Origin of the sequence: Moorella sp. E308F (assembly GCF_006538365.1) — a bacterium.
GTDB lineage: Bacteria > Bacillota > DSM-521 > Neomoorellales > Neomoorellaceae > Neomoorella.
Map to the genome: position 1 here is coordinate 772260 of NZ_BJKN01000002.1, position 13277 is coordinate 785536.

General features: G+C 56.2%; 13 protein-coding genes. 2 read left to right on the plus strand and 11 right to left on the minus strand.

The genetic code is table 11. The features are described 5' to 3' along the window. Positions 1 to 53 precede the first annotated feature (53 nt). A complete protein-coding gene (galU, locus tag E308F_RS10335) occupies positions 54 to 962 on the plus strand; it encodes a UTP--glucose-1-phosphate uridylyltransferase GalU (RefSeq protein ID WP_172613608.1) in 909 nt (302 codons plus the stop codon). 41 nt (positions 963 to 1003) lie between these two features. On the opposite strand, the gene E308F_RS10340 is transcribed toward galU, so the two are convergent. The 7 genes from E308F_RS10340 to spoVAC form a co-directional block, all read right to left on the minus strand. Further along, positions 1004 to 1963, minus strand: a complete 960-nt coding sequence (locus tag E308F_RS10340) for an acyl-CoA dehydratase activase (RefSeq protein WP_141264834.1) — start codon at positions 1961 to 1963, stop codon at positions 1004 to 1006. 55 nt (positions 1964 to 2018) lie between these two features. After that, complete coding sequence (locus E308F_RS10345; RefSeq protein ID WP_141264835.1) at positions 2019 to 3107, minus strand: acyl-CoA dehydratase activase-related protein; 1089 nt, start codon at positions 3105 to 3107, stop codon at positions 2019 to 2021. Beyond that, entirely contained in the window at positions 3104 to 4108 is a 1005-nt protein-coding gene (locus E308F_RS10350) for an acyl-CoA dehydratase activase-related protein (RefSeq protein WP_172613893.1), read from the minus strand. Before E308F_RS10350 ends, E308F_RS10345 begins: the two co-directional genes overlap by 4 nt. Further along, positions 4098 to 5657 carry a spore germination protein gene (locus tag E308F_RS10355; RefSeq protein WP_141264836.1) on the minus strand — a complete coding sequence of 520 codons (1560 nt, stop codon included), beginning with the start codon at positions 5655 to 5657 and terminating at the stop codon, positions 4098 to 4100. The genes E308F_RS10350 and E308F_RS10355 overlap by 11 nt, the downstream gene beginning before the upstream one ends. A 21-nt stretch (positions 5658 to 5678) precedes the next feature. After that, a complete protein-coding gene (gene spoVAE / locus E308F_RS10360; protein ID WP_062282404.1) occupies positions 5679 to 6023 on the minus strand; it encodes a stage V sporulation protein AE in 345 nt (114 codons plus the stop codon). 83 nt (positions 6024 to 6106) lie between these two features. After that, positions 6107 to 7123, minus strand: coding sequence for a stage V sporulation protein AD (gene spoVAD / locus E308F_RS10365; protein ID WP_141264838.1), 1017 nt, complete (start codon positions 7121 to 7123; stop codon positions 6107 to 6109). A 12-nt stretch (positions 7124 to 7135) separates the two neighbouring features. Beyond that, positions 7136 to 7648 carry a stage V sporulation protein AC gene (gene spoVAC / locus E308F_RS10370; protein ID WP_141264839.1) on the minus strand — a complete coding sequence of 171 codons (513 nt, stop codon included), beginning with the start codon at positions 7646 to 7648 and terminating at the stop codon, positions 7136 to 7138. 162 nt (positions 7649 to 7810) lie between these two features. Here spoVAC and E308F_RS10375 point away from each other — a divergent pair, with 162 nt between their 5' ends. Next, positions 7811 to 9607 carry a glycoside hydrolase family 15 protein gene (locus E308F_RS10375; protein ID WP_172613894.1) on the plus strand — a complete coding sequence of 599 codons (1797 nt, stop codon included), beginning with the start codon at positions 7811 to 7813 and terminating at the stop codon, positions 9605 to 9607. 72 nt (positions 9608 to 9679) lie between these two features. Here E308F_RS10375 and E308F_RS10380 read toward each other — a convergent pair whose 3' ends face one another. The 4 genes from E308F_RS10380 to E308F_RS10395 all read right to left on the minus strand — a co-directional run bounded on the left by E308F_RS10380 (position 9680) and on the right by E308F_RS10395 (position 13265). Then, positions 9680 to 11053 (minus strand): PFL family protein, encoded by a 1374-nt coding sequence (locus tag E308F_RS10380; protein WP_141264841.1) that lies wholly within the window; start codon positions 11051 to 11053, stop codon positions 9680 to 9682. A gap of 81 nt (positions 11054 to 11134) precedes the next feature. Further along, a complete protein-coding gene (locus E308F_RS10385) occupies positions 11135 to 11419 on the minus strand; it encodes an ACT domain-containing protein (RefSeq protein WP_141264842.1) in 285 nt (94 codons plus the stop codon). Then, a complete protein-coding gene (locus E308F_RS10390; protein WP_253256484.1) occupies positions 11416 to 12168 on the minus strand; it encodes a TorD/DmsD family molecular chaperone in 753 nt (250 codons plus the stop codon). Before E308F_RS10390 ends, E308F_RS10385 begins: the two co-directional genes overlap by 4 nt. Continuing rightward, positions 12123 to 13265 (minus strand): DUF362 domain-containing protein, encoded by a 1143-nt coding sequence (locus tag E308F_RS10395; RefSeq protein ID WP_141265243.1) that lies wholly within the window; start codon positions 13263 to 13265, stop codon positions 12123 to 12125. Before E308F_RS10395 ends, E308F_RS10390 begins: the two co-directional genes overlap by 46 nt. Between the last annotated feature and the right edge of the window lie 12 nt (positions 13266 to 13277).

Below are 13277 nucleotides of genomic sequence, written 5' to 3' on the forward strand. Positions count from 1 at the left end.
CCGGACCCGAGAACAATAAAAATTTTAAAATCCTGAGAACGAGGTGATATTTGTTGTCAACGGTACAGAAAGCCATCATTCCAGCTGCCGGATGGGGCACCCGCTTCCTGCCGGCCACCAAGGCCCAGCCCAAAGAAATGCTACCAATTGTTGACAAGCCAGCCATCCAATTCATAGTCGAAGAAGCCGTTAATGCTGGAATAGAGGACATCCTCATTATTACCGGGAAAAACAAACGGGCCATTGAGGATCATTTTGACCGTTCCCTGGAACTGGAGAACCTCCTGCGGGAAAAGGACAAAGAAGACCTGCTGGCCCTAGTGGAAAAGGTGGCTGAACTGGCCGATATCCACTATATAAGGCAGAAGGAACAGCTGGGGTTGGGACATGCCGTTTACTGTGCCCGTAAATTTATCGGCCAGGAGCCCTTTGCCGTCCTGCTGGGGGACGACATCATCGTGAACCACCCCTCATGCCTGGAACAGATGCTGGAAGTTTACAATGAAGTTAAGTCTGCAGTAATTGCTGTCCAGGAAGTACCCCGGGACGAAGTCAACCGTTACGGCGTCATCGAACCCCTGGAAATCAACGGCCGTCTCATCGAGGTTAAAGACCTGGTAGAAAAGCCGCGGCCGGAAGAAGCCCCTTCTAACCTGGCCGTAATCGGCCGTTATATCCTGGTGCCGGAAATCTTCCCCCTCCTGGCCGGGGTAAAACCTGGGGCCGGTGGTGAAATCCAGCTAACCGATGCCCTTCGCCTGCTGGCGCAGCAACAACGGGTTTATGCCTACCGTTTCCAGGGTAAGCGTTACGATATCGGTGATAAATTGGGCTTTCTCCAGGCTACCGTAGAATTCGCCCTGGCCCGCCCGGACCTGGCCGGGCCCTTCCGGGAATACCTGACGAGTATAATCTCTTGGTCCCCGGGTAATCTGGAGGTTGCTGCCGGCAAAGAAAAGTGAGCACCATACGCCCCCTGGCGGTTCTACCAGGGGGCGTAGTTTTATACCGCTACGGCGTTACTCCATTTACCGCAGCGGTCGCCCCAACGGGCCAGGACCTGCCGTCCTTCTCGCAGTTCCACCACTTCACAGTGATTGGCGCAACCCTGGCACTCAAAACCACCGGTACGGAATTCCCGCTCGGTAAGATCAAAGCCCCTAAAGGTGCTTGCTTTAGGCTGCATTTCCCTGGCCAGCAGGGCGGCCCCAAAGGCTCCCATGACACCGTAGTGTTCGGGGACGATTACCTCCGTCCCCAGGGCACGGTTAAAAGCCTGGCGCATGCCAGCATTGGCCGCCACCCCACCCTGGAAAACAACAGGCGGCAGGATTTCTTTCCCTTTGCCGACGTTATTTAAGTAGTTACGTACCAGAGCCTCACATAAACCAGCGAGGATGTCCTCAAGGGGATGACCCTGCTGTTGTTTGTGAATCATATCGGATTCGGCAAAGACGGCGCAGCGCCCGGCAATACGCACCGGACTTTTGGCCTCCAGGGCGCGGCGACCGAAGTCTTCAATGGGGATCCCTAAGCGGGCCGCCTGCTGGTCCAGGAAGGAGCCGGTACCGGCCGCGCAGACGGTATTCATGGCAAAGTCCGTTACTATGCCTTGGCGGAGGATGATAATCTTAGAATCCTGGCCGCCAATCTCCAGAACTGTCTGCACCCCGGGCACGGAGAAGCTGGCGGCCACGGCATGGGCGGTAATTTCATTTTTGATCACATCAGCCCCTACCATAACAGCTGCCAGGGAACGGCCGCTGCCGGTAGTACCGACACCTGCGACGCATGTACCTCTGCCTAAAGTAGCTGCAACCTGGTGTAAGCCTTCCTGGATGGCCTGGATTGGCTGGCCGCGGGTACGCAGGTAGACGGTGGTAAGTACCTGCCCCTGTTCATCCAGGGCTACAACGTTGGTGCTCACCGAGCCAACATCTATACCAAGGTAAATCGTTAGCATTCTTTATCAACTCCTCCAAAATTAACTCTATCGCAGGCTGGCATTGTCTCCCTCGCTACCTGTGCCCTTGTGGAGCGCCCTTCTGCCAGCGGAGCATATCTACGAAGGCTTCCAGGCGAGTCTGCAGGCCGGCTTCGCCCGTCTGTTCATCCAGGTAAATAGTCATCACGGGTATGCCATTAGCCTCCTGGACAGACGGCATCACGGAGTGGGCGACTATTTCCGGCATGCAGGTAAGGGGTGCCAGCTGAATGATGCCGTTGCAACCCTGCCGGGCAAAGGTAACTGTATCCCCTACCGATTCCCAGCCATGGCCGCCGACAAAGTGGTTGAGAAAGGGCGGGGCTGTTTTTTCCGGGTTGTGGCCGGGCAGGGGCAGGAGACCTTTAAACAGGTTATCATTAATCCAGCGGCTGAGGAAAAGCCCCCGGACCACTTCTACCCCCAGAGCCCCCAGGCGCCTTTCGATATTCAGGTTAACCAGGGGTTCGAGGACGGTATAGATTTCGCCAACAATACCCACCCGCAGCACCGGGCCGTTGGTATGCCGGGGTATTTTCGCCATTTCGCTTTTTACTTTTTTAACGATCCTTTTAATCTCCCCGCTGCTGCCGGCCGCGTCTAGCTCCCGCAAAGCGCGCTGGAAGACGGCATCGGCCTGACCGGGCTTTGCTTCCCTGGGCCGCAGTCGTTGCAATTCCTGTTCCAGGGAATCGACAGCGCAGGCCTTTTGCCAGGCCAGGATTACCCCGCGTACCCCCTCCTGCCAGGGCCTGCGGTTCAAGTATTTAACTTTATCCCAGACTTCAGAAAAATGAACATCCGGTGGTTCAAAGACCACCATCTCATAGTCGCAGCCGATGTCCCGGAGGATCTCCCGCTGCACCTGGGCGTAATACCCGATGCGGCAGGGCCCCACCCCGCCGGCCATGACGATGGTATCGGCGCCCAGTTCTTTTGCCTCCAGGAAATTACCTAGGTTGACCTTTAAGGGCAGGCAGGCCGATTCCGGCGCATGGCGCACGCCCAGTTCCATGGTGCGGCGGGTGCAGGGCGGTGGGACCACCACCTCCAGGCCGATGCCTTCCAGGGCTGCCTTCAAGACCAGCCAAAGGTGGCCCATATGGGGAAAAGTTACCTTCATGCGGTTCGCCTCCGGCAGAGCATATCCATGAAAGCCTCCAGCCTTGTATTGAGGCCGGCCTCGCCGGTATGCTCGTCTAAAGTCACCAACAAAAAGGGCTTGCCCCGGCGGCGAGCATAGCGTTCGGCCAGGTCGCCCACCAGGGAATCGGGACCGCAGCCAAAGGCCGTCAGGTGAATCAGGCCGGCAACGTTTTCCTGTTCCATCAGGTACAGGGCCGCCCCCATGATTTTCCGCCCCAGGGTCCAGTAGAGGCGTTTCGGTAGCTGCCGGCAGGCTGTTTCTACCTGGAGAGTGGTTAAATTTTCGGGTAAAATCACCTTTCCTCCTAACTTTTTCACCTTTCCGGGGATATCCATGCCAAGGTATTGGTCATAGAGAAGGTAACCGTGGCCAATAACCCCTATCTGCAAAGCGTCGCGGCTCTCTTTGCCCTGGCTGGAACCAGAACGGTAAACTCCTGAAGCCGGCTCTTCCTCTCTGCAGTCAGCTGCAGCCATACTATCTCCCTGCTGCCCGGCCAACCAGGCGTGGTAACGGGCCTCCGCTGCCGCTGTTGCCAGATCGACACGATATCCCTTCACCCCCAGTGACCTGGCCATTCCCTGCACAGCCGCAGCCAGGCCTTCCTCAGGCCGGCGGGCAAGATTGACCGTAGTATCGATAATGGGCGGGCAGGGCTTTAAGGCCGCCCGCAGCATGTCAGGCAGGCCCATGAGTTTGGGGCAGATAAAGCTCTTTTTTTCCACACTGACCAGCCGGGGTACAAAAAGGGCATCTACCCGAGAGGCCAGCCAGGCAGCGTGACCGTAATAGACCTTTACCGGCAGGCAGGCTTCGGCTACTGCCAGGCTTACCCCCAGGTCCATAATTTCCCTGCAAGTTGGTGGCGAAACTATCACTTCGGCTCCCAGGGCCTCAAAAAAGGTTTCCCACCAGGGGCCGTAGTAATAATAAAAGAGGGCGCGCGGCACCCCCAAACGCCACTTTTTATTTTTCACGGTTATCATCCTCGTCTTTCATAAATTGCGACCAGATGCGTTTTTCCCGCTCTAAGGGCTTGCGGGCCGGTTCCGGGTAGGGTTGCCGGTCTATGTCAAGGGGGTGGAGAGCACGAGGACGTAATTTTTGTAAGGGAACCGGTGGCCGCACAAAAATATCTTTTAATGCACTGCCGTTAAAGGGTATCAGGGGCCAGAGATAGGGCAGGCCGAATGATTTGGTAGTAAGCAGCAATAAAAAGGCCCCAAGGGTCACGGCCACAAAACCGGGCAGGCGGAACAGCCCTACGCCGGCTAACAAGGCAATCCGTACCAGGGTATTGGCCATACCCAGTTCGTAGCTTGGCGTCGAAAAGATACCGACGGCGGCAATGGCCATATAAAGAATTACTTCCGGGTTAAAAAAACCTACCGCCACGGCAATATCGCCTATCAACACAGCGGCTATTAATCCTAAAGCCGTGGCCAGGGCTGTAGGGGTATGAATGGCCGCCATGCGCATAAGGTCAATGCCCAGTTCGGCAAGGATAAATTGCCATACCAGGGGGATAGCCCCTAATTTTTTAGGCCCGATCCATGACAGGCCAGGAGGTAGCAGTTCCGGCTTTAAGACAACGAGAAGCCACAGTGGTGGTAAAAATACGGATATAGCGACGCCTAAGAAGCGCACCGTGCGTAAAAAAGTACCAATCAGAGGGGCCTGGCGAAATTCTTCGGCGTGCTGGAGATGGTGGAAAAGGGTTGCCGGGAGGATCATGACGCTGGGAGAAGTATCCACCATCACCAGGACGTGCCCCTCCAGGAGATGGGCGGCGGCCACATCCGGCCGTTCGGTATAGCGTACCCGCGGGAAGGGATTCCAGAAACTTCCCGGGCCAATAAACTCCTCCAGGGATTTTTCCGCCATGGGCAATCCATCCATTTTAATTGCTTTAATTCTTTCTTTAATGGTATCCACCAGGCGCGGGTTGGCGATATCCTTGATATAAACTATGGCCACGTCAGTTTTTGAACGGCTGCCCACTTGCAGGATTTCGGTTCGCAGTTTGGGGTCACGGATGCGGCGGCGCAAAAGGTTGGTATTAAATAAAAGGGTTTCAACAAAATTGTCGCGGGAACCGCGGACTACCCGTTCCAGGTCTGATTCCTCTGGATTGCGGGCGGGATACTTCCGCACATCTATCAAGATAACCTTATCAAAGCCGTCAACAATCATTACAACGCCGCCGCAGAGAATTTTATCGACAGCTTTATGCAGGTCATCCAGGGCTTCGACTTCAATGTAGCTTAGATACTGCTTATAAAGCTTAAAAAAAGCATCGGGGGCCAGGTCCTCCCGCTCCAGCCGGGAGAAAGAGATGAGGAGATAGGTCATAATATCATCTTTGACCAGACCGTCAATATAAAACAGTGTCGCTTTGCGGCCGGCAAAGGTAATATTGCGCCTGACGACGTCAAAGCTTTCGCCGACACCCAACTCCTTGCTAATCCAGTCGACGTTGACATCAGCTTTTTTATCAACTTTGACAATATCCCCTGAGATGGTCATTTGTTTGTGTTTTCACCCCTTCTAGCCCCGGGGATTAAATAAAACGGCCATCGTAAAACCAAAAATTACTGCTGCCGCAATACCTGCAGCCCCGGCGGTGATACCACCGCTGAAGGCGCCCAGGAGCCCTTTAGCCTGGACGGCTTCGAGGGTACCCTGGGCCAGGTTATGGCCAAAACCGCTGATGGGGATAGTAGCTCCCGCCCCACCGATTTTCACCAGGGGGCCATAGAGGCCCAGGGCGCTTAAAATAGCCCCACCCGTAACAAAACCTACCAGGATATGGGCCGGTGTTACCTTGTATGGCGTCAGATCCATAATGAGCTGCCCCACCAGGCAGATGAGGCCGCCAATAAGAAAGGCCATCACGATACTCAACTAGTTATACCTCCTGTAGGCTTTAGCATAATCTTGCCCAAATCCCTCCGGCTTTTTTACTCATTTTCTGCCTATAATTTTTCTATCACCACGCCGTGGCCGATGCCGGGGATGGATTCCCCCTGCTGGGTTGCCGTTGTGCTCAACAGAGCCCCGGTACCGACCCCCAGGATGCGCTTATAGCGGCCTTCATTTAGTTTACCCATTAAATGGCCGGCAAAAACCACCGCCGAGCAGGCACAGCCGCTGCCGCCGGCATGGGTATCCTGGCGTTCGTGATCATAAATTAGGATGCCGCAGTCGCTGTAGTTCTTGGAGACATCGTACTTTTGCTCGCCCAGGAGTTTTGTAGCAATATCATGCCCGACCCGGCCCAGGTCACCGGTAATAATCAGGTCATAATCAACAGGGCCACGGCCGGTATCCTGGAAGTGGCGGACAATGGTATCGACGGCCGCCGGAGCCATGGCTGAACCCATATCATTGGGGTCCTTGATCCCCACATCCAGTACCCGGCCGATGGTGGCATGGGTGACGCGGGGCCCGTTGCCCGCCGGCGCCATTAAAACGGCTCCGGCCCCGGTTACCGTCCACTGGGCCGTCGGCGGTCGCTGCACGCCCTGCTCGGTAGGAAAGCGGTACTGGCGTTCCGCCGTATCATAGTGGCTGCTGCAGGCCGCCACTACGTGGTGGGCAAAACCGCCGTCAATGAGCATGGCTGCCAGGGCCATCCCCTCATACATTGTGGAGCAGGCCCCGTACAGGCCCAGGAAGGGTATCCCCAGGCTCCGGGCGGCATAGTTGGCGGAAATGGTCTGGTTTAACAGATCTCCGGCCAGGAGGAAATCGATATCCTGGGGTTTAAGCTGAGCCTTGGCGATTACCATTTTGACGGCTTCTTCCAGCATTTTGCGCTCGGCCTTTTCCCACGTTTCCTCACCAAAGTAGCTGTCGTCAATAACCATGTCAAAGGTGTTGCCCAGGGGTCCCTCCCCTTCCTTGGGACCAACAACTGTTGCCGTAGCAACAATGACCGGCGGGTTGGCAAACTGGATGGTATGTTGCCCTACTCTTTTGGGTGCGCTCAAGGGTCGTCACTCCTACTTCAGGAAATAAGCAATAAGGCCTATTAAGACGGAAACTATAAAACCGTATACAAGTACCGGCCCGGCAATGTTAAACATCCTCGCCGCCACGCCAAAGACGAAACCCTCCCGTTTATACTCCATGGCCGGTGCCACGATGGAGTTGGCAAACCCGGTAATGGGGATAATAGAACCGGCACCGGCGACTTTGCCAATTTCATCGTATACCCCCAGGCCGGTCAGGAAGGCCCCCAGGAAAACCATAACTATTACTGTTGCCGAAGCAGCATCCCTGGGGTTTAAACCGGCAGAAGCAAAAATAAGGGTAATGATCTGGGCCAGGGCCGAGATGATCCCCCCGACCCAGAAGGCATTGAGGGCGTTAACAAGAACCCTGGGCCTGGGTTTAACGCTGTCGGCCAGGCGCTGGTAGGCCTGCTGGTCGTAGGTCTGTTTTTGCTGCTTTACCTGTTCCGCCAGGGTCAGGGGCTTCTTGGGCGGCCCCGGCTGTTTGGTACTGTCAGCCATTACCCTCACCTCGGATTTTTATCGCTCGGCTATATTATCAACCGCTGGGAGCACTGTTTATACGTAAAAAGTCAACCGCTGGCTAATTATGCCAGTAGTTGACTTTACTCAAATACTTACATAAAATTTTTACTAAGATTGGCGAGGGAGTTGAGACATCTTTTGAAACATCGGCCATATTACGGGTTTATCGGCAATGGTGAAACAGCCGCCCTTATTGCTCCTGACTTTTCCATTGCCTGGCTGTGCGTGCCACGTTTTGACAGTTTTCCCCTTTTCGCTGCCGCCCTGTGCCCGGAAAGTGGCGGTAGCCTGCGCCTAAACATTGAACCCAAAATAACGCCTGTAAGCCAGCGCTACCTACCGGAAAGCAATGTTCTGGAAACTATTGGTAAAGGCCATGGCCTGCAGGTTACTGTTCTGGACTTTATGCCATGGGGCTACCACCATTTGAGTCGCCTAATTATTCTAGAAAATACCGGCACAGTAACTTTAAAGCCCAGGGTAGATTGGGTGGCCCGGCCCATTGTTACCAGTGTCCATACTTTTAAAGTCCGGTTCCAGGGATCTTTTCAATTTATCTCCGGTCCCGAAGGCGCAGCCTGCATTGGCATGGCCGGTTCACCGGGACCTACTTCCACCCTGACTTTAAAACCGGGTGAAAAGCATCGTTTCTGGCTGGTTCTGGCTTACGGCTCCAGTTTAACCCTGGCCCGCCAGCACTGGACGGCGGGCTTCTACAGCTCCCTGGAAGAAAATCTCACCTGGTGGCGCCAGTGGCTGAGGAAAGCCCGGCGGCCCCATACTACTAACCCGGAAGTTATGGAAGCATACTACCGCAGCTTGATGGTTTTAAAACTCCTAACCTACGAGCGTACCGGCGCCATTATTGCGGCCCCGACCACCTCTTTTCCCGCCGTACCCGGCGGCAACGACAACTGGGACTACCGCTATTGCTGGCTGCGAGACGGGTATTTCACCGCCCTGGCCTTTGATGCCGCCGGCTATCATGAGGAAGCACGCAATTTCTATGAATTCGCCCTTTCTTTACAACAGCCCGACGGAGGCTGGTATATGCCCCTGGTACCTGTGGAAGGAAGGGGTGGTACCGAATACATCGCCGCAGACCTAGCCGGCCCCAATGGGGAAAAACCTATTCGCTTCGGCAACGCTGCCATGCACCAGATTCAGCTGGATAATGCCGGTAACGTCCTGGACGGCCTGTGGAACCACTATCTGGCCACCCGGGACCGGGAATATATCCGCTCCCGCTGGGATGCCATCCGCCGGGCGGCCATCTGGCTGGAAAATTACTGGGACCAGCCGGAAAACGGCATCTGGGAAATCCGCGAACGCAAGGATCACTGGTTATATGGTAAAATCCTCTGCTATGCTGGTTTAACAGCCGCCTCCCATTTATCTATCGAAATGGGGCGGTTGCAGTGGGCCGGCCGGTGGCACCGGGCGGCAAGTCGCGTCCGCCGCCAGCTCCTTATCCACGGCTGGTCGGCAGAGCGCCAAGCCTACCTGCAGCATTACGGTCCTGACGCTCCCCTGGATATATCCGTGCTGGCCTTGGAATTTTATGGTTTACTGGCAGCCAACCACCCCCGTTTACAGAAGACGGTAGCCGCCATGGAAAAGCTTGCGCCTGTTGCCAGGGGCGAGTCTTCAGGCCGGGGCGGGCTTAATATGTGGGGCGGGATCGCCCGTTTTGAACACGCGGCTATTCCTTTTTACCTGCCCACCCTGTGGCTGGGGCGCTATTACCTCCACGCCGGCAACTACGAGCGGGCGCATGAACTATTACAGGTCTGCCTGGATAATGCTACTGACCTTTACCTGATGGCCGAACACTTCGACCCCCGGACCGGCGAGCAGTGGGGCAATTTTCCCCAGGGTTTCAGCCACCAGGAAATAGTCCGGTTCTTGCTTGACTACGCCTACCGGGAGGAATAACAAAGGGCTCCGGGTATATCCGGAGCCCAACAGCATTTTTTCCTTCTAACTTACCTGGGCGGCCGTCTCCCTCTAATTCCCCAGGGCCTGGACGGGAGCGGGGATACGGCCGCCGCGCCGGATCATGGCCGCTGGGCTGAAGTTGTTGACGCGCATTACCGGCGCACGTCCCAGGAGGCCGCCAAATTCTACCATATCCCCGGGCTTTTTCCCCGGTACAGGTATGACCCGGACGGCCGTGGTTTTATTGTTAATCATGCCGATTGCCGCTTCATCGGCAATGATGGCAGCAATAACTTCCGCCGGCGTATCACCCGGGACGGCGAACATATCCAATCCCACCGAGCAAACGGCGGTCATGGCTTCAAGTTTTTCAAGGCTTAAAGCGCCGCTCTCCACCGCCCGGATCATGCCGTTATCTTCACTCACCGGGATAAAGGCGCCGCTTAAGCCCCCGACGTAGGAAGAAGCCATGGCCCCCCCTTTTTTGACCGCGTCATTGAGTAAAGCCAGGGCGGCCGTGGTGCCGTGGGCGCCACAACGTTCCAGTCCGATGGCTTCCAGAATTTCCGCCACGCTGTCCCCCAGGGCATTGGTAGGAGCCAGGGAAAGGTCGACAATGCCGAAGGGCACTCCCAGGCGGGCCGAAACCTCCCGGCCCACCAGTTCTCCCATGCGGGTCACTTTAAAGGCTGTATTTTTAATAATTGTTGCGAGCTTACCCAGGTCGGCCTCCGGGTGCTGGCGTACTGCCGCCAGGACAACCCCCGGACCGCTGATGCCGACATTCAATACGCACTCTGGCTCACCAGGGCCGTGGAAGGCCCCGGCCATAAAGGGATTGTCTTCGGGGGCGTTGCAAAAAGTTACCAGTTTGGCGCACCCGATCCCACCCCTATCAGCCGTAAGCTGCGCCGTCTCTTTAATCAATTGGCCCAACTCGGCGATGGCGTCCATATTCATCCCGGCCCTGGTGGTGGCCACATTGATGGAGGCGCAAACGCGCTCCGTGGTGGCCAGGGCTTCCGGTAGAGAATTAAAGATGGCCCGGTCACCTTTAGTAAAGCCTTTATGTACCAGGGCAGTAAAGCCGCCGATGAAGTTCACGCCTACCGCTTCTGCCGCCCGGTCCAGGGTCCGAGCCAGAGGGGTGAGGTCGCTTTCTCCCGAAGGTTCACCCACCTGGGCTATGGGGGTTACGGCTATACGCTTATTAACAATGGGGATGCCATAAGCAGTCGCCACTTCTTCGCCAACAGCAACAAGTTTATCTGCCAGGCGGGTTATTTTATCGTATACGCGGCGGCAGGTTTCCTTAAGACTTCCGGTGGCACAATCACGCAGGCTGATACCCAGGGTAATGGTCCTGATATCCAGGTTTTCTACCTGGACCATGCGGATGGTTTCTAAAATTTCTTCCGGGGTAAATGAAAATAGAGTCGGCATTGTTTTCCTCCATCTTTGAATGGGAGAAGGCTTATCATTTAGTTGCGGGCTTACCATCATTTAACCTCATGGGGGCTGCGGTTAGATGCGGTGCATAAATTTGAAGACTTCCGCCTGCTGCATTGTCACCTGGACACCCAGTTCCTCGCCCCTGGCTTTGAGTTGTGTTTGCAGGTCAAAAAAATCAAGATTACTATCTTTCAGGTCTACAACCATGATCATGGTAAAAAATTCCTGCAAAATGGTCTGGCTGATATCGAGGATATTCACATTGGCCGCCGCCAGGACGGCGGTTATACCCGCTAAAATTCCCACCCTGTCCTGGCCTAAAACTGTGATGATGGCCCGGCCGTCGGCAACTGTCATGATTTTTCACCCCCGCAAAAATCCTCCAGTACCGCTTCCAGTTCAGCGGCATCGGCTTCCAGCCAGCCCCGGGTGAAGAGAGCCAGGCCACGGAAAAATTCAGTCCGGGCAGCCCCTTGGATATCGCTACATAAGGCCGGTACCCATTGCTCCAAATGTTCCTTCAAAAAGCGCCGCTGCCCCTGCAGAAATTCAGTTGCCTCTTCACCGGCCTGGACTTTTGCGGCCGCTGCCTGGCTGAGCCAGGCCATGAATTCCATTTCCAGGCCCAGGTGGTCGTCCGGCTCCCGGTTTTTCTTTTTACTCTCCAGGCCAAAAGAACGATAAAACTCCCTTACCGCCAGGGTTTCCTCGCCAAATAGGAGATGCTCCTTGGAGCGATATACTGACTCCCAGGGCGGCGCCTCCAGGTGACCGGGACCGACGAAAAGGCGGTTGTAATCCTCCTGGAGTTCCTGCTGGTAGGCTTCCATGTCACCGGCCCGGGCCGTTAACTCGGCCTGCATCTGCCGGCAACCTGCGGCCAGCATGGGATTATCAATACTGGCAGGTAGTTCGGCGAGGAGTTGCTCCTCTACCAGGGCGGACAACAGTTCCTTTCCTGGCCCTTCCTGGTAGAGCCGGGCCAAGAAAAGGTAAATCAGTTCCCGCCCCTGGAGCCACTCAAGTAATAATTCCTTGTCCATAAAATCTCCCATCCTTTCTACCCTGGCCCGGGCAGGTTCCGGGTCAGGTAACAGCGCAGGCACTCAGTGGCCCCGGCGCTGGCCTGGAAGGTTTCCCCGCAGGTCGCACAAAGGTGTTCGCGGGCTGTAGCCAGATTAAAAGTTGCCTCGTCGGCCACAGCTTCTATGGCCATATCCTCCCCCCAGGTTAGGCTGTGCTGGGGGCAGACTGCCAGGCACAGGCCGCAGTGGTTGCAGCGGGCCGGGATAAACCTTAACTCCCCTTCGCCCAGGGTCAGAGCACCGGCGGGACAGAGGCGGCTGCAGATATTACAGAGGTAGCAGGGACCGGCCAGTTCCAGGGAGGCCAGGGGTAAACGGGCCCTCGTCGGGTAGCCTGTTTCAGGCCGTACTCGCTGTAAGGCCTCCCTGAGGATGGACATCCTCTCCCCGGGAAAAACTGCCTGTTTCTTACCCGGACCCGGGGCTGGTGTCGCTGCTTTAACTCCCGGCACTTTGATCCCCCGTACCAAGGAGCGGAAAAATTCGCGCCTGCCCATGGCAGCCGGGGCTGCGTGGGATGCCTGGCCTTCTCGATGCTTTGGGGCCGGAGCCGGTGTAAGGGTAGTCCCCTGCACCAGACGATCGTGTGGCAGGCCCAGGGCCGCCAGGGTCCTTTGTGCCCAGGCAAAGGAAGCCTTAAAAAGCTCCTGCCCCTTCTCTCCCCAGGGACAGGCAGAGCAATCCTCGGGCCGGTAGCGAAACCCTGTTTTGCCCCTTGCGGCCAGGGCGACCATTATTTCCGGAGCCACTGCCCCCAGGCAGGGAACCATAAAAAAGCCTTGCGGCAGGCTCTTTTCCCGACCCCGGGTGCAGGAAAAAATTACTTGCCCGGTGGCAGCAATAATCTCCTGACCCCGGGCGAGAATGAAGGCGTGGGTTTGCTCTGGATCTTCCAGGGCCCCGGTAGGGCAGGCCACGGCACAAAGGCCGCAGCGCCGGCACTCTTTCAACCCGGGCCGGCCGTTTTGCAGCTCAATCCCATCAACCGGGCAGACCTCCAGGCACTTCTGACAGGTCGCCCAGGGCGACAGGGTGCGGATACATTTTTCAGCACGCAAGCGTACCTGACCCAGCCCCGTCAAGGCGCTGGCAAGGGTTTCGAGATCCAGTTTCCCCACCCCCAATTCCTG